Here is a 15,873-nt window from a genome sequence, read left to right as displayed (position 1 = left end):
GGTCATCCTGCGCCTGTGCCGCTCGCTGTCACAGCTGGGGGGCGGAGGAGGTCGTAGGCCCAGGCCGCCAAAGTGGTGGGGGTGGTGGTGTACGGGGTTCGCGGTTGTTCCGGGACGAAGCCGTCCCGCAGACCGGTCGACATCCCGACAACCGCTTCGACCAGGCCGTCGGTCATCCCGGATACGCGCAGCAGTTTCCGCATCGCGTCGTCGCCGACGCGCTCGACGCGCACCGGACGGCCGGTGGCGGCGGACACGATCGCGGCGGCCTGCGGCCAGGTGAGGTCTGCTGGCCCGTGGAGGCCTGTACGCAGCGTCCGGACCAGGCGGTCGACAGCAGCCGTGTCACGGCGACCTCCGCGATGTCGCGCGGCGCGACCGATGCCAGAGGCTGGTCCAAGGGCAGGATCACGGGGACGAAGCCGGTCCGCACGGCATCGAGCTGTAGCTCGAGGTTGGTGAAGAAGTAGCCGCACCCGCAGGTGTGTGACCGAGGCACCGAGGGTGTCGAGGGCGAGCTCGGTGCCCGCGAGGCCGTCGATCTCACCGGCTCCGCGCCGCTTTTCGGCACCGACGCTGCTCTGGAACACTGTCCGCTTGATGCCGTTCGCCTTGACGGCGCTCACCACGCTCGCGTAGCCGGCTCGTAGTCCGCGAGTGGATTCTCGCCCGTAGACGGGGGTCCACCCTGAACAGAGCTTCCGTCCCGGCCGTGGCGGCGACGACCGCCTCCACGTCGCGCTGGTCAACCGCGACGGCATCCACCTCGTTGCGGACGTCGGGATGAAGCCGGCCGGGATCACGCGCCAGCACGAGTGGGCGTATCCCGGCTCTCAGGAGCATGGGGACGACGTGTCGTCCGACGTTACCGGTGGGCGTCGTGACTGCGATACGCATGGCTCGGTGTCCCTTCGGCGGTTTCCCACGCGACACTCCGAGCGATTCCGGACACCCCATGTCCCCTATCGCGATGCGTTTCCCTCTGGGTGCCGACCAAGCGGGCGCGGGCGGAGCGGCAGACCGCAGGCCCGAGAGAGATTGCAAGAAAGACTGCACTCTGCGCTCATCATCGAGCCCGCCTTGGCCGTGCGGAGGTGCTGTGATCGGTGAGGTCGAACGGTGCCGGCAGAGCGGGCAGAGCGGTGACCGCCGCCCGTGCGGGGCGGGCTCAGGCAGGCTCCGGTACCACGGCCACCGGGCAGACCGCGTGGTGGAGCACCCCGTGGGCGACGCGGCCGAGTTGGAGCCCGAAGTGACCCTGGCGGCGCCGGGCGCCGACGACCAACAGGTCGCCTTCACGGGACACCGCCAGCAGGGCGTCGCGGGCGAAGCCCTCGATCGTACGGCGGTGCACCTGCAGACCGGCCGGGGTGTCCCGCAGCGCCTCCTCCACCGTTTCAGCAGCTTGCCGCTCTTGCAGGTGGGCCGGTTCTCCGACGATCAGCGGATGCGGACGGGGCTCATGCAGCGGTCGACGCCAGGCCCGCACAGCCTCCAGCGGGACCTCGCGCAGCAGAGCCTCCTCGACCGCGAAACGTACGGCAGCCGAGCCTGCCTGCTTCTCGCTCACCCCCAGGACGATGCGACCGCGTGCACCGGAGCGGTTGTCGTGGCTGCCGCGCACGACGACCAGCGGGCAGTGCGCGTGCCCGGCCACCGTGACGCTCACGGAGCCGAGCAGTGCCTCGGTCACACCGCTGCGGCCTCGGCAGCCCAGGACCATGGCGAGGGCGCTGTGGGTCTCCCGGATCAGGCCGTACCCGGCTTCCTCGGGCAGCACGTCTGTGGTGACCTTCACGCCTGGCTGCCGCTGACGGGCGCGCCGTTCGGCGGTCTCTACGATGTCCTCGGCCATCACCTCCTCCGAGGGCTTGCCGAGGTCGTGGGCGAAGGATGCGCCTTCGTAGCGCTCCCAGAGCGAGGCGTACACCAGTCGGAGTGACGCCCCGCGCAGGGCCGCCTCGTCGGCAGCCCACTCCACTGCTCTCATGCTCGGCTCGGAGCCGTCGACACCGACGACGATCGGGAGGTCCACGGGCTCGCCAAAGGCCCGTGCGGCTGATGCCTTCATGGGGTCTCCTCCTCGGGGCGACGGCTCAGCTGTGCGCGACGACCGCGATGGGGGCGGTGATGTGGTGCAGGGCCGAGTGCGTGACATGGCCGATGTGGGCGCCGAAGGAGCCGGTGCGGATGCGCCGGCCGACGACCACCAGGGAGGCGTCACGGGAATCGTTGACGAGGACTTGGGCGGCGTTGCCGCACCGGCTCGCCTCGATGACCTCGACGTCCGGGAACTTCTGCCGCCAGGGACGCAGTACCTTGCTCAGGAGGGAGGCCTGTCCGCGCTCGAGCGTGTCGTAGAGTTCGGCGTCACCGGGGAAGCGGTAGAAGGAGGTGGGCGGTTCAGGCCAGGCGTGGACCGCCCGTAGAGCAGCTTTCCGGCGAGCTGCTGCGTCGAAGGCGAATTCCAGCAGCGTGTCGTCCGGCTGATCGATGTCGAGGCCCAGTACGACGGGACGGAACGGCGCCGCAGCGGACGGTACGCCCGCCGGGTCCATCCTGTGCTCGTCAGCGGCCTGCTCCTCCGCGCGCACCAGCACCACCGGGCGCTCGGCGCGGGCCACGATCCCCAGACTCACCGAGCCGACCATGAATCCCTGCAGTCCACCGAGCGCTCGCGAGCCCAGCACCAGCAGTTCGGCGAAGCCTGCCGCCTCACAGAGGACGTCGGCCACGGTCCCTGTGAGCTGCTCGGTGATCACCTCGATGCCCGGGTGGCGCAGCCGGATCCCTTCCGCGGACTCGTGTGTCAACTGCTCGGCCCAGTGCTGGTAACGGTCGAGGTCCAGCAACGGGGTCCGGGCGGCGTACCGGGGCGTCGGCTCCTGGACATGCACGATCTTCAGGGGCAGGCCACGCAGCAGCGCTTCGCGAGCCGCCCACTCGGCTGCGGCCCGGCTTTCGGGCGAGTCGTCGAGGCCGACGGTGACGGTGCGGGACATCGTCTCCACCTCCGGGTGAGAGAGGGTTCCGCTATCAGCGTGGCGCCGCAGCGCCGGCCGCATCAGGGGCCACACGGCCCGTTCGGGGACCGACCGACCCTCAGCAGTGCGGTAGCCGGACGGGCCATCCAGGGGCCGGGCGGCCCTGGCCCGCCTGCAGCCTGTCGGCACACCCTGAAAAAAGCCGGACACCCCATCGAGGCCCCTGTGGAGTCACCATGTACGGCACCCCGCACACCGTCAGCGATGTCATGACCCAGACGGTCGCCGCCGTCGGCCGACGGGCCCCCTTCAAGGAGATCGTGCAGTTGATGCAGGACTGGCAGGTCAGCGCCCTGCCCGTGATCGAGGGCGAGGGCCGGGTGGTCGGAGTCGTCTCCGAGGCCGACCTCCTGCCCAAGGAGGAGCTCCGGGACGACCTCGATGTGGGCTATCTGCAACTGCGTCAGCCCGTCGACGTGGCCAAGGCCGCCGCCCTCACCGCAGGAGACTTGATGTCCTCCCCCGCCGTCACGGTCCGGGCCGCCGCCACGCTCGCCGAGGCCGCACGCATCATGGCGCGAGAGGGGGTCAAGAGGCTGCCCGTGGTGGACGAAGCCGGGCTGTTGGCGGGCGTCGTCAGCCGGGCCGACCTGCTCAAGGTCTTCCTGCGCGACGACGAGGACATCGCCGAGGAGGTCCGACACGAGATCGCCTCGTACCTCTTCCCGCCGCCGTCGTCGACCGTCCAGGTGGAGGTGCACGACGGTGTCGTGACACTCACCGGGCGGGTCGGCGACACTGCCCTCGTTCCTGTGGCCGCGCGGCTGGTGAGGGGCGTCGAAGGAGTGGTGGACGTGGGGTTCGACCTCGTGCAGGACGGTAGGACGCAGTAGCTGGAGTGCATACCGCTGCCGGGTGACTGGGGCCGAACGGCCCTGGTGCGATGGGCATCGTCAGGTGATGATCGACGTCTAGGACATTCGGCAGTGTGCCACGTCTGCGGAATCGAGGTCGCCATGGCCGAGACACGCACCTTCACCGAGCAGAACCCCATCCGTGTGTTCCTGCTCGACGACCACGAGGTCGTACGACGCGGCCTGACCGACCTCCTGGACGCCGAACCGGACATCTCCGTGGTCGGCGACGCGGACACCGCCGAACACGCGCTCACCCGGGGCCCCGCTCTGCGACCGCACGTAGCCGTGCTCGACGTCCGCCTGCCCGACGGCGACGGCATCACGGTCTGCCGCGAGCTGCGAGACCGGATGCCGGAACTGGCATGCCTGATGCTGACCTCCTTCGACGACGAGGAGGCCCTACTGGACGCGATCATGGCCGGGGCGGCCGGATATGTGCTGAAGCAGATCAAGGGCTCCGACCTCGTGTCGGCGGTGCGCACCGTCGCTTCGGGGCAGTCGATGCTGGACCCGGCGACGACCGCCCGGCTCATGCGATCCCTGCGGGCCGACCCGGCCGAGGTGCCGTCGCTGCCCCCTGAACTGGCCGGCCTCTCGCCCCGAGAACGCGACATTCTCGCGCTGATCGGCGACGGTCTGACCAACCGCGAGATCGGCAAGAAGCTGTACTTGTCGGAGAAGACCGTCAAGAACCACATCTCACAGCTGCTGGCCAAACTGGGCGTGCAGCGCCGCGTCCAGGCGGCGGTCCTCGCCTCCCACTTGGACCAGCACGAATCCGGCCCGCACGACTCCCACGAAGTCAAGGATCGTTCTTCCCGCTGAGGGCGGCCGGGGATCAGGGCCGGTAATCAGGCGGCAGTGAGCAGGTTCTTCACCTCGACCACGTCGGAGATCTCCTCGACCTCCGCCACCAGCCGGGCCATCGCCGCCGAGGGCATCCGCCCGGTCAGCTCCACAATGCCGTCGTGCACGGCCACTTCCATGTTTTCCCGGTCGCCCGGGGGGCAGCACGCTGAGATCGTTGCCTCGACCTCCGTCCGGATACCGGCGTCGTCCCTGATGAGCGACTGCAGCAGCGCATCACGGCGCACAACGCCCACCAGGCGGCCATCGCGGTCGGTGACAGGCATCCGCTTCAGCCGGGACAGCGCGGCGAGCCAGGCCGCCTCGGCAACAGTCGCGCCCGGGAGCACAGTGATCGCGGGACTTGTCATCAGGTCGGCGGCCAGGTCGCCACGAGCCTTGCCATGGATCCGGCGCTCACGCAGCCTGCCGATGGGGCCGGGCCGGTGACCGGATGCCTCGAAGGCGACCTTGGCCAGCAGGTCGGACTCCGAGACGACGCCGACCACATGGTCATCGGCATCCACGACCGGGAGCGCGCCAGCGTGCACGCGCGCCAGCGAGCGGGCGATGTCGCGGTACGGCAGGTCTTCGCGCAGGGAGGCGGCGGGCACGTCCATCACGTCCCGCACCAGGGGCAGTCCCGGTTCGGGCGCGGATACGGACTGCGGCGTGAGCGGGGCGGACGGCGGTGCGGGCCGGGCTGTAGCGCTCGGTGGAGTCGTCGGAGCCTGCGCTTCTGTACCTGCATGCTTGGCGGCGGCGGTGGCCACGGCACCCAGGTAGCGGAGCAGGGTGTCCTGCCGTGCTGTTTCGCCGGGGCTCCAGGGGCGGGCGGGCACATCCCGCCGGGCTTCGGCCTTCGCGGAGAAGTTCTCGTGCTCGTTCACGGCGGCCTCCTGACTGATGTCGAGTTGCCTACCGTCCCAGTCTTTCGCTCTCGCTGCCCGAGCCAAGAGCCGAACGGCCCTGGTGGAACGGCGTGACGGTCCTATCCGGTGCGGGCCGGAACGGCAACGGTGAGACTGGAGGAGCAGCCGACCCGGAGGAGGCCGCCGATGAGCTTGCGGGACTTCCTGGAGCGGTTCCGTCCGGCGGGCACGCCCGGAGCGTCCGCCACCGGCGTGCCCGCCGACCGTACGGCCGAACGCGCCGCGGAACTGGAGCCCTCCCTCGCCCGGCTCGCAAGCGTTCAGCAGGAGGCGGCGCAGATCCGGGCCGCCGCTGAGCAGGAAGCCGAGGCCCTGCGGCAGAACGCCGCGCGAGAGGCGGCACGGATGGTGGATGCCGCGCGGGAGCACGCTCACGAGCTTCGCCGGCAGACCGCAGAACCCCTCCTGCGGGAGGCGCAGCAAGAGGCGGACGCCCTCCGCGCCGCCGGAGACCGCACTGCCTCGGCGATCCGCGAGCGGGCCCCGGAGCGTATGCCCCACCTGGTGGATCTCGCCGTGGCCGACGCCCTGCGCCTGACAGGCGGAGAGCGAGATGAGCCATGAGTGCCGGGTGGGTCGCCGGAGCGGTGCGCGCAAAGGCCCTCGTCGGCCGGTATCCGGGCACCGACGGGGCGCGGGATATCGCACGTGGTCCGACGCTCCACGACGCCCTGCAACGCCTGGCGACCACGCCCTACGCGAGATACGTGCGGATGTCTGCGAACGACGTGCGCCAGGCCCAGCGGGCGGTGTCCGCCACCCTGCTGTGGCATCTGCGGGTACTGGCCGGCTGGCTGCCCCGGGGCGGTGCCCGCCTGCTGGTTCCGCTCGCCGCCGGGTTCGAGATCGCCAACGTGGCCTCGCGGCTGCCCACACCGGACGGGCGCCGCGCGGAGGCTCTGGAGCCCTATCGGCTGGGGGCGCTGGAGACCGCCTGGCGAAGTCTGAAACGCGCAGGGACACCCGCTGAGACACGGACCGCGCTCACCGCCTCGCCTTGGGGCGACCCGGGCGGTGACACGCCGTGGGCCCTGGTCACCGGCATGCGGATGGCCGCGGCACGCCGCACCGCTGTCGCCGTACAGCCCGCGCGCCGCTGGGCCCAGGGGCGCGCCGTCCTGCTGGCAGCTCGTGAGCTGTTCGTACACCACCGCTCTCTTCCGGAGCCCGTATTGCGCGATGCGGCCCGGCTGCTCGGGACGCGGGCGACGGCCGCCGCCACATACCAGGAGTTCCGTGAGCGTCTGCCCTCGTCCGCGGGTTGGGCATTGAAGGACATCAACGAGCCGGGTGAGCTGTGGCTGGCGGAGGCCCGCTGGTGGCGGACGGTGCAGGCTGACGGCACGGCGCTGCTGCGTGAAGGCCGGTACGGGCCCCGGGTGGTCGTCGGTGCAGTGGCGCTACTGTCCGTGGACGCATGGCGGGTGCGGGCGGCGCTGGAGTCGGCGGCGCGCGGGGGACGGCCGGGGGAGGTGTTCGATGCCCTGGTCTGAGGCGGTGACGCCGGTCCGGATGCGCCGCGTGGCGGTGGTCGTGCCGCAGGCGGCCCTGCGGGACGCTCTGGTGCGGATCGCCGAGGAGGGCTGCGTGGAGCTGGACCGCGCCGAGGAAGCGGCTCCGGGGGCGGCGGCCGCGCGACTGCAGCGGGTGCGGGGGCGGGGCGCAACAACCGGCCCTGAAAGCGCCGCGACAGCAGTTCTGTCCTCCGCCGCGCCCGATCTCGACCTGCTCGAACGCCGTGAAAACGTCGCACTGCTGGCGGGCGAGGCCCAGTTGGAGGAGCGCGTGGAGGGCGCGGTACGGCAGGGAGAGGTGGCCGCGCTCGCCGGGTGGTGCCCGGCCGCCGAGGTATCCCGCGTCGCGGGACGCCTGGCCGCTGCGGGAGGCGCGCTGCTGCCGCTGCCGTCCCCGCACGGGACCGATCCGCCGACGCTGCTGCGGCCGGGCCGGGCCACCTCCTTCACGCCGCTGGTGACGACGTACGGGACACCCGCCTACGCAGACGTCGATCCCTCGTGGCCGGCGGGCCTCGCCTACGTCGCGATGTTCGGGATCATGTTCGGCGACGTGGGGCACGGGGCACTGCTGGTACTCGGCGCGATCGCGTTGCGCCTCGGGTGGCCCCGCCGGTTGGCCGGGCTGGGCCGGTTGTGGCCGTTCCTCGCGGGTGCGGGCGTCGCCTCCATGGCGGCGGGTGCCGCCTACGGCGAGTTCTTCGGGCCGACGGGCCTGCTGCCGGTGCTGTGGCTGAGCCCGCTGGAGAGTCCTGCCCGTCTGCTGGCCGCCGCCGTGGTGTTCGGTGCCGGTCTGCTGGCCCTCGCACACGCCGCCGGAGCGGTGAACCGGGTGCGTGAGGGCGGCTGGGGCTCGGGGCTGTACGCGGCGTCGGGCTGTGCCGGGCTGTTGTTCTACCTGGGCCTCGCTCTGGCCGCGGCGGGCCTGGTGCTACACAGGCAGGCTCCGGCCGTCGCCGGAGCCGCTCTCGCCGTCACCGGGCTGGCGCTGGTGGGGTTCGGCCTGTTCCGGGCCACTGCGGGCGGCGGCGCGGGACTCGCCGAGACGGTGGTGCGGCTGTTCGACGTCGTCGTACGGACCGGCACCAACACCCTGTCGTTCGCCCGGCTGGCCGCCTTCGGCCTGACCCATGCCGCCCTCGCGGATCTTGTGTGGCGCGGTACCACCGGCCTGGCCGGGCGTGGCGCCGCCGGGGTCGCGGGCGCCGCCCTGCTGTTCGTCGTGGGCACGGCCGTCTCCTTCGGCCTGGAAGCCCTGGTGGCCGGCGTGCAGGCGCTGCGGCTGGAGTTCTACGAACTCTTCTCCCGGCTCTTCGAGACCGAGGGCCGACCGTTCCGTCCCTGGCACGTTCCCCCGGCGGAGCCTGCCGATCCCGCTACGAAGGTGATCCCATGCTCACCTGGCTGATCGTCCTGCCGGTCCTCGTGGCGGTGCTCGGCGCCGTCCGGCTGCTGCGGCGGCGCCGCACCAGACATGCCTTCCGCTGGCTCCTGGCCACGAACATCGCCCTGCTGGGCGGCGCTCTCGTCGTCCTCGCCACGGCGTTGGCAGGTCCGGCGCAGGCCTCGGCGCAGGCCGCCGCGTCCGGTGGGGTCAACGGATCCGCCTTGATCGGGGCGGCCATCGCTGTGGCCGGCGCGTCGATGGGAGCCGCGATCGCAGTCGCCTACACGGGTGCCGCGGCGCTGGCCGCGTTGAGCGAGCGACCGGAGATGTTCGGCCGGGCGATGGTGATCGTCGGTCTGGCGGAGGGCATCGCGGTGTACGGGCTGGTGGTCGCGATCCTGCTGATCGGAAAGGCATGACGATGGCTACCGTGGCCGCTATCGGCACACGGACCAGCGTGTCCGGTCTGGCGCTGGCCGGGGTCGACGTCCTCGTCGCGGAGGACCCGGACGCCGTCCGCAGTGCCTGGCGGACGCTGCCCGGCACGGTCGGTCTGGTGATCCTCACGGTCAAGGCCGCCGAAGCGCTGGGCGGCGCGACGACGGCGCCGAACCCGTCCCGGCCGCTGACGGTGGTGATGCCCGGATGACCGCGCCTGTCGACGCCCTGAGCCCCGTCCGCGCCGAGTTGCTGCGCGCGGCACGGGCCTCCGCCGACGCCGTGCGGGACCGCGCGCAGGCCGACGCGGAGGAAACCCTGCGCTCAGCCCGCGCCACGGCCGAGGCAGTGCTCGCACGGGCCCGGGACCTCGGCAGAGCCGACGGTGCCGCCGAGGCGGCTCGGGAACGGGTGCGGGCGGTCCAGTGCGTCTGGGCAGCAGAACTGGCCGCCAGGGCCGAGGTCTACGTGGCTCTCAGGGCTGCGGTCCGCGCAGGTGTGCGAAGGAAGTTCATGGAAGACTCGTCTCTGCGGGCGCGCTGCGCGGAGGCGGCACGAAAGCTGTTGGGCCCGCAGGCGAGGGTCACGGCAGCCTCGGAGGGCGGGGTGACGGCCGAGGTGCCCGGCCGCCGGGTCGACCTGTCGGCGGAAGCCCTCGCCGATCGTGCCCTGGACCGGCTGGGCGTCCGGGCCGAGACGTTGTGGGAGCCGGCATGACCAGCTCCGGCAACCCTTCATCGGACTCGTCGGACAGGCACACGCTTCCGCAGATCACGCCCGGCGCTCCGCCGGACGGCGCGGACTGCCCACGGATCCTTCGTGTCGCCGGCCCCCTCGTGGAGATCACCTGCCCGCCCACGGTGGCCATGCACGACCTGGTCGTGCTGGGTGCCGCCCGGATGCCGGGCGAGGTGGTCGCCATCCAGGGCGACACGGCCACCATCGAGGCGTACGAGTACACCGGCGGACTTGCGCCCGGGCACCCAGCGGAGCCCCAGGGCCGCCCCCTGTCGGTGCGGCTCGCACCAGATCTGCTCGGCGGCGTGTTCGACGGGCTGCTGCGTCCTCTGGCCGGCATCGGCGACCTTCTCACGGCGAGCGGACCGTCAGCAGGTGAACCGGACCGACGCACCTGGTCGTTCACACCGCAAGTGGCTGAGGGAGAGCCGGTCGCGGCCGGTGACGTCCTCGGGGAGATCGGCGCGGGCGTGCCGCTGCGACTCCTGGTGCCTCCGGACGTGTCGGGTGAGGTGACTTGGGTCGCGGCGGCGGGTGATCACCCCTCGAACGGTGTGCTCGCCGTGGTGGGCGGCCAGGAAGTGAGGATGGCGCAGTCCTGGCCGGTGCGCAGACCGCGACCCGTCGCGCGGCGGTTGCCGGCGGACGTGCCCCTGAACACCGGGCAGCGCGCCGTCGACCTGCTCTTCCCGGTGGCACGTGGCAGCACCGTCGCCGTGCCCGGCGGCTTCGGCACCGGCAAGACCATGCTGCTGCAGCAGATCGCCAAGTGGTGCGACGCCGACGTCATCGTCTACGTCGGCTGCGGTGAGCGCGGCAACGAGATGGCGGACGTCATCAAGGAGTTGGCGGAGCTGACCGACCCGCGGACCGGGGGCCGTCTGGCCGAACGGACCGTGACGATCGCGAACACCTCCAACATGCCGATGATGGCCCGCGAGGCCGGCGTGCACACGGGTGCGACGGTCGCCGAGTACTTCCGCGACATGGGCCTCGACGTCGTTCTGATCGCCGACTCGACCTCCCGATGGGCGGAGGCACTGCGCGAGTTCGCCTCCCGTATGGGCGAACTCCCCGCCGAGGAGGGCTATCCGGCGGGGCTCGCCTCCCAACTGGCGGCGTTCTACGAGCGGGCCGCCGCCGTGCGCACCCTCGGCGGCGCGACCGGCTCGGTCACGGTGATCGGCGCGGTGTCTCCACCGGGCGGTGACCGCACCGAGCCCGTCACCGCGCACACCGAGCGTTTCGTGCGCTGCCTGTGGAGCCTGGACCGCGATCTCGCCTACGCACGCCACTATCCTGCGGTGTCCTGGTCGGAGTCCTTCTCCCGGGACGCCGCCACGCTGGCCGCCGCCCATACCCAGGCCGGTGACACCGAGTGGGCCGAGCGGCGTGGTCGTGTGGCGCGGCAGCTGGGGGAGGCGGACCGGCTGGCCGACCTAGTCGAACTGGTCGGCATCACGGCGCTGCCACCCCGGGAACGGATCAGTGTGCTCGCCGGACGGCTGCTGCGTGAGGCCGCGATCCAGCAGAACGCGTTGTCCCCGGCGGACGCCTACAGCGCGCCCGAGAAGACGGCGGCCCTGGTGCAGGCCGTGCTGACGGTCATCGACCGCTGCGTGGAACTGGTGGACTCCGGCATCCCTGCAGATGCCGTCGAAGCGGTCGACTTCACCCCGCTGCTGCGGGCGCGCGAGACGGCGGGTCCCGCCGAGACCGCTCCGGTGGCCACAGCCCGCGACACCGTGCTGGCCCGGCTCAAGGAGAGGGCATGACCGGCGGCGTGGGCATCGAGTACACGGGGGTGCGGGAGTTGCGCGGTCCGCTCCTCTTCGTCGAGGGAGTGAGCGGGGTCGGCTGGGACGAGTTCGCCACGATCGTCCTCGACTCCGGTGAGCGACGGCACGGCCTCGTCCTGGACGTGGACCGCGACATCGCGATGGTGCAGGTCTTGGAGGACACGGCTGGCATGAACCGCACCGGCACCCGTGTCGCCTTCTCGGGGACGCCGTTGCGGATACCGGTCGGTGCCGGGTGGCTGGGACGGGCGTGCAACGGCCGGGGCGACCCAACCGATGGCGGGCCACCGGTGCTCGGCGGATCGTACGCGGAGGTCGCCGGCGCGCCGATCAACCCGGTACGCCGGGAACCGCCGAACGAGGCGGTACTCACCGGTGTGGGCGCCGTGGACGTGCTCACCACGCTGGTGCGGGGCCAGAAGCTGCCGGTGTTCTCGGCGGCCGGGCTGCCGCACCTGGAACTGGCCGTGCAGATCGCCGCTCAGGCGTCGTGCGGAGATGAGCCGTTCGCCGTCGTGTTCGCCGGCATGGGACTCACCCATGCCGACACGGCGTTCGTCCGCGAGGGGCTGGCGGCCCGCTCGGCTGCGAGGGAACTGGTTCTGCTCCTCAACACCGCCGACGACCCGGTGATCGAACGGCTGCTCACCCCGCGACTCGCCCTGACCGCAGCCGAGCACCTCGCGTTCACCGAGGGCCGTCACGTCCTGGTGGTCATGACGGACATGACGGCCTACGCGGAGGCGCTGCGTGAGGTGTCCGCCGCGCGTGGCGAGATTCCGGCCCGCCGGGCCTATCCCGGATACCTCTACAGCGACCTCGCGTCCCTCTACGAACGCTGTGGCCGCATCAGAGGTCGGCCCGGGTCGGTGACCATCCTTCCCGTTCTCACCATGCCCGCGGGCGACATCACCCACCCCGTCCCGGACCTGACCGGCTACATCACGGAGGGTCAGATCGTGCTGAGCGCCGAGATGCAGGCAGCAGGTACCTACCCGCCCGTAGATCCGCTGGCCTCGCTGTCGCGACTGATGCGCAAGGGAACCGGAGCCGGACGCACCCGCGCGGACCATCCCGCCGTCGCGGCGCAGTTGATCGCCGCGCTGGCCCGGTCCCGGCAGGTGCGAGAGCTCGCCGACCTGATCGGACGCTCGGCACTCAGCCCGACCGATCTGCACCATCTGGAGCTGGAGGACGCCTTCCGGCACCGGTTCCTGGCGCAAGGCACCGACGAGAACCGGTCGCTGGACGACTCCCTGGACCGGGCCTGGGAGGTGCTGCTGACCCTGCCGCGCAGCCAGCTCGGCATGCTCCCGGCCGACCTGCTCGACGCCCACGCCCCGCCGCAGGACCAGGAGGCACGATGAGTCCGCGGGCACGCCGGATCCCGGCGGGACGCGCCGGGCGCCTGCGGCTGCGTCGCAGTCTCGCCACGGCGGTTCGCGGAGCGGACCTCCTGGAACGCAAACTCCGGCTCCTGCTGGACCGGGAGCACACGGCACGGCAAGCGGCCGAGGACGCGGACCGGGTGTGGCAACAGAGGCTGGCCGAGGCGGAATCGTGGCTCGTGCGAGGAGTGCTGCTCGGCGGCGAAAGCGCACTGGCCGAGGCGGCACCGGCCGGGCCGGCGCGCGTCGACGTCCAGTGGGGCGCGCTGATGGGCGTGCGCCACCCGGCGGCGGTCACCTGGACGGACCCCGCCCGCTCCCCTGGGGAACAGACACCGCCCAACACCGCCCTCGCGCACGCCGAGACGGCCTATCGTGCAGCCGCCCGTGCCGCGGCGGAACTCGCCGCCCACCAGGCGGCCGCCGAGCTTCTGGCCGCCGAGGCCGTAGGGACCCGGCAGCGGGTCCGCGCCCTGCGCCGGCATTGGATCCCTCGGCTGCAGGACGAACTGGCCGTAGCAGAGCTGGCGTTGGAGGAGGCGGAGCGCGAAGAAGCGGTACGGCGACGCTGGGCCGCCGGGCACGGCGGCACCTGAGCATTTCGCGCGACCGGCGGGGGGGGGGGGGGGGGGGCGGGGGGGCCCCCCCCCCCCCCCGGGCCGGCCGTACGGGAGGGGGGGGGGCGGAGGGGGGGGGGCGCGGCGGCGGCGGCCCGGGGCCCCCGGGGCGGGGGGGGGGGCGCCCCCCGGGGGGGGGGGGGGCCCCCCCCGGCCCCCCCCCCCCCCCCGCCGGTTCGGCATCAGTTCCCGTGCCGGATCTCCACGTGCTTCGCCTCCGCCTTCTCGGCCCCCAGACCCACGCTGACGGTCAGCATGCCGTCGGTGTAGTCGGCCTTGACGTCGTCCTCGTCGGCGCCCGGCGGCAGCGTGACGCTGCGGCTCATCGCGCCGTACCGGATCTCGCCGTGGTTCTTCGTGACATCCTTCTCGGTGCGTTCGGCCTGGACGGTGAGGATGCCGTCGCTGATGAAGACGTCGATGTCCTCGGGCGACATGCCCGGCAGCTCCGCCCGCATCACATAGCGGCCGTCCTCCGTGTAGTCCTCGATCCGGACCGTGTACAGGTCCCCCATCGTGGGCATCGCGAACCGGGCCGGAAGGTTCTCGAACCAGTCCGACATCTCCGGGAACGCGAACCTCTGCTTACGTGCCACCGTGGTCATCGCCGTACCTCCTCGGCTGTTGTGCGGCCTGCCGACACCTCCAGTCCAGCGCGCACGGACCCGTACCGCTGAGGCCGAACAGCCCCTCCCCCGGGACCTGAGGTCCCTTTCGTACTGAGCGGTCGCGGCCAGACTGGGAACCAAGGAACCAAGCCACTCGGCGGCGATCACCATGTCCGACGTCACCACCACTGACCTCTACGAAGTGACCATGGCCATGTCCTACCTGCGGGAGGGCATGCGGGCCCCGGCCGGCTTCAGCCTCTTCGTCCGCGACCTTCCACCGGGCCGGGGCTTCCTGGTCGCCGCGGGTCTGGAGTCCGCCCTGGACTTCCTGGCCCACTACCGTGTGGAGCGGGACGACGTCGAGGAGTTCGCGAACGCCCTGCACCGGCCTGTCGGGGATCTGGAACCGCTCCTCGGACTCTCCTTCGAGGGTGAGGTGCGCGCCGTACCGGAGGGCCGTGTGGTGTTCGCCGGTGAGCCGCTGCTGGAGGTGACCGCCCCGCTCCCACAGGCCCAGCTCGTCGAGACGTACCTGCTGAACCAGCTGTGCCACCAGACGGTGGTCGCGTCAAAGGCGGCGCGCTGTGTCCTGGCCGCGGCCGGACGGCCGGTCGTGGACTTCTCGCTGCGCCGCACGCACGGCCCGTGGGCAGGCCTGCAGGCCGCCCGTCTGGGCGCCCTGGTGGGGTTCGCGGGTACGAGCAACGTGGCCGCGGCGACGGCCCTCGACATCCCGGCCTCGGGCACCATGGCGCATTCCTACATCGAGGCGTTCCCCGGCGAGGAGGAGGCCTTCCGTGCATTCGCGCACGCCCACCCCAGCCCCGTCACCTTCCTCGTCGACACCTACGACACCGAGCAGGGCGTACGCATCGCCGCCCGAGTCCTGGCCGAACTCCGGCGCGGACCTGGCTGCGCGATCCGCCTGGACAGCGGTGACCTCAACGCGCTCGCGCGCCGGTCACGCGCCATCCTGGACGCCGCCGGACTGGCCGACGTACGGATCGTGGCCAGCGGTGGACTCGACGAGTACGGCGTGGACCGTCTGGTACGCGCCGGCGCCCCGATCGATGTGTACGCGGTGGGCACGAAGGTGGGTGTGGCAGCGGACGCCCCCTACTTGGACGCCGCATACAAGCTCGTCGAGTACGACGGCCGGCCCGTGATGAAACTGTCCTCGGCGAAGGTCACGGCCCCGGGCCGCAAGCAGGTCTTCCGCCGCGCCGGGCGGCCCGACGTGATCGCCCTGGCCGGGGAAGAGCCTCCGGATTCCGCTCAGCCACTGTTGCGCACGGTCATGCGCGGTGGGCGGCGGACCTGGTCGCCGGACCACTGGCAGGACGCACGCAAGCGATTCCGTGAGGACCTCGCCGCTCTGCCCGCCCCGGCACTCCGGATCAAAGACCCCGAACCGGTTCCGCCGGTATGGTCCGAGGCTCTGGCGCGGCTGACCGCCTCGGTGCGCGCCGACATCGAAGCCCGACTGCGCCCGGAGGGGCGCGTCGCACCCTCGGACACGGCGGTTTCCCGCTCCGGCCCACTCTCGGCGCACACACACTGACCGGTCCCCCCACAAGCGGAGGGTCGACAGGGCCGCCACGGGGACCAATGGCCCCTGGCAGGCCGACAGTGCCGAAGACTTCCATGGAATCGGCGGCGGCATTCCCTCCGCGCCACCGCAGGGAGGAGGCGAGGGCGATGT

Annotated in this window: 18 protein-coding genes; 12 read left to right on the top strand and 6 right to left on the bottom strand. The window is 72.1% G+C overall.

Annotated features, from left to right (window positions below; translation table 11 throughout):
- Positions 1-2: 2 nt before the first annotated feature.
- The 4 genes from AC07C1_RS02760 to AC07C1_RS02745 form a co-directional block, all read right to left on the bottom strand.
- Entirely contained in the window at positions 3-626 is a 624-nt protein-coding gene (locus tag AC07C1_RS02760; RefSeq protein WP_478936593.1) for a Rossmann-fold NAD(P)-binding domain-containing protein, read from the bottom strand.
- Positions 544-843 (bottom strand): hypothetical protein, encoded by a 300-nt coding sequence (locus AC07C1_RS02755; protein ID WP_478936590.1) that lies wholly within the window; start codon positions 841-843, stop codon positions 544-546. Before AC07C1_RS02755 ends, AC07C1_RS02760 begins: the two co-directional genes overlap by 83 nt.
- Before the next feature lie 325 nt (positions 844-1,168).
- Positions 1,169-2,071, bottom strand: a complete 903-nt coding sequence (locus AC07C1_RS02750; protein ID WP_478936428.1) for a universal stress protein — start codon at positions 2,069-2,071, stop codon at positions 1,169-1,171.
- Positions 2,072-2,096: 25 nt separating this feature from the next.
- Positions 2,097-3,002 carry a universal stress protein gene (locus tag AC07C1_RS02745; protein ID WP_471508587.1) on the bottom strand — a complete coding sequence of 302 codons (906 nt, stop codon included), beginning with the start codon at positions 3,000-3,002 and terminating at the stop codon, positions 2,097-2,099.
- 218 nt (positions 3,003-3,220) lie between these two features.
- Between AC07C1_RS02745 and AC07C1_RS02740 the strand changes: the two genes are divergently transcribed.
- Both AC07C1_RS02740 and AC07C1_RS02735 read left to right on the top strand, forming a co-directional pair.
- Positions 3,221-3,877, top strand: coding sequence for a CBS domain-containing protein (locus AC07C1_RS02740; protein WP_478936427.1), 657 nt, complete (start codon positions 3,221-3,223; stop codon positions 3,875-3,877).
- Between the two features lie 123 nt (positions 3,878-4,000).
- Positions 4,001-4,726, top strand: coding sequence for a response regulator (locus AC07C1_RS02735; RefSeq protein WP_478936426.1), 726 nt, complete (start codon positions 4,001-4,003; stop codon positions 4,724-4,726).
- A 26-nt stretch (positions 4,727-4,752) separates the two neighbouring features.
- On the opposite strand, the gene AC07C1_RS02730 is transcribed toward AC07C1_RS02735, so the two are convergent.
- On the bottom strand, positions 4,753-5,367 hold the full coding sequence (locus tag AC07C1_RS02730; RefSeq protein WP_478936589.1) for a CBS domain-containing protein: 615 nt from the start codon (positions 5,365-5,367) through the stop codon (positions 4,753-4,755).
- A gap of 438 nt (positions 5,368-5,805) precedes the next feature.
- On the opposite strand from AC07C1_RS02730, the gene AC07C1_RS02725 reads away from it, so the two are divergent.
- From AC07C1_RS02725 to AC07C1_RS02685, 9 genes are read left to right on the top strand one after another with little or no spacing between them, the layout of a single operon-like run.
- Positions 5,806-6,243, top strand: coding sequence for a hypothetical protein (locus AC07C1_RS02725; protein ID WP_478936425.1), 438 nt, complete (start codon positions 5,806-5,808; stop codon positions 6,241-6,243).
- On the top strand, positions 6,240-7,172 hold the full coding sequence (locus tag AC07C1_RS02720) for a hypothetical protein (RefSeq protein WP_478936423.1): 933 nt from the start codon (positions 6,240-6,242) through the stop codon (positions 7,170-7,172). Before AC07C1_RS02725 ends, AC07C1_RS02720 begins: the two co-directional genes overlap by 4 nt.
- A complete protein-coding gene (locus tag AC07C1_RS02715) occupies positions 7,159-8,601 on the top strand; it encodes a V-type ATPase 116kDa subunit family protein (RefSeq protein ID WP_478936422.1) in 1,443 nt (480 codons plus the stop codon). The genes AC07C1_RS02720 and AC07C1_RS02715 overlap by 14 nt, the downstream gene beginning before the upstream one ends.
- Positions 8,586-8,999 (top strand): ATP synthase subunit C, encoded by a 414-nt coding sequence (locus AC07C1_RS02710; protein ID WP_478936421.1) that lies wholly within the window; start codon positions 8,586-8,588, stop codon positions 8,997-8,999. Before AC07C1_RS02715 ends, AC07C1_RS02710 begins: the two co-directional genes overlap by 16 nt.
- A 2-nt stretch (positions 9,000-9,001) precedes the next feature.
- Positions 9,002-9,229, top strand: a complete 228-nt coding sequence (locus AC07C1_RS02705) for a V-type ATP synthase subunit F (protein ID WP_478936420.1) — start codon at positions 9,002-9,004, stop codon at positions 9,227-9,229.
- Positions 9,226-9,735: a hypothetical protein gene (locus AC07C1_RS02700; RefSeq protein ID WP_478936419.1), complete on the top strand. Its 510-nt coding sequence runs from the start codon at positions 9,226-9,228 to the stop codon at positions 9,733-9,735. Before AC07C1_RS02705 ends, AC07C1_RS02700 begins: the two co-directional genes overlap by 4 nt.
- Positions 9,732-11,531, top strand: a complete 1,800-nt coding sequence (locus tag AC07C1_RS02695) for a V-type ATP synthase subunit A (RefSeq protein WP_478936417.1) — start codon at positions 9,732-9,734, stop codon at positions 11,529-11,531. Before AC07C1_RS02700 ends, AC07C1_RS02695 begins: the two co-directional genes overlap by 4 nt.
- Positions 11,528-12,922, top strand: a complete 1,395-nt coding sequence (locus tag AC07C1_RS02690; RefSeq protein ID WP_478936416.1) for a V-type ATP synthase subunit B — start codon at positions 11,528-11,530, stop codon at positions 12,920-12,922. The genes AC07C1_RS02695 and AC07C1_RS02690 overlap by 4 nt, the downstream gene beginning before the upstream one ends.
- Entirely contained in the window at positions 12,919-13,539 is a 621-nt protein-coding gene (locus AC07C1_RS02685; protein WP_471508609.1) for a V-type ATP synthase subunit D, read from the top strand. Before AC07C1_RS02690 ends, AC07C1_RS02685 begins: the two co-directional genes overlap by 4 nt.
- 203 nt (positions 13,540-13,742) lie before the next feature.
- On the opposite strand, the gene AC07C1_RS02680 is transcribed toward AC07C1_RS02685, so the two are convergent.
- Entirely contained in the window at positions 13,743-14,165 is a 423-nt protein-coding gene (locus AC07C1_RS02680) for an Hsp20/alpha crystallin family protein (protein WP_388396735.1), read from the bottom strand.
- A 172-nt stretch (positions 14,166-14,337) separates the two neighbouring features.
- Here AC07C1_RS02680 and AC07C1_RS02675 point away from each other — a divergent pair, with 172 nt between their 5' ends.
- The gene (locus tag AC07C1_RS02675; protein ID WP_478936413.1) at positions 14,338-15,732 is read left to right on the top strand and encodes a nicotinate phosphoribosyltransferase; all 1,395 of its coding nucleotides are present in this window, start codon (positions 14,338-14,340) and stop codon (positions 15,730-15,732) included.
- The last annotated feature ends 141 nt before the right edge of the window (positions 15,733-15,873 follow it).

This window comes from Streptomyces sp. NPDC045022 (genome assembly GCF_056432605.1).
Note: the sequence above shows the minus strand (reverse complement) of the source record. Positions and strands in the feature narration are given on the sequence as shown.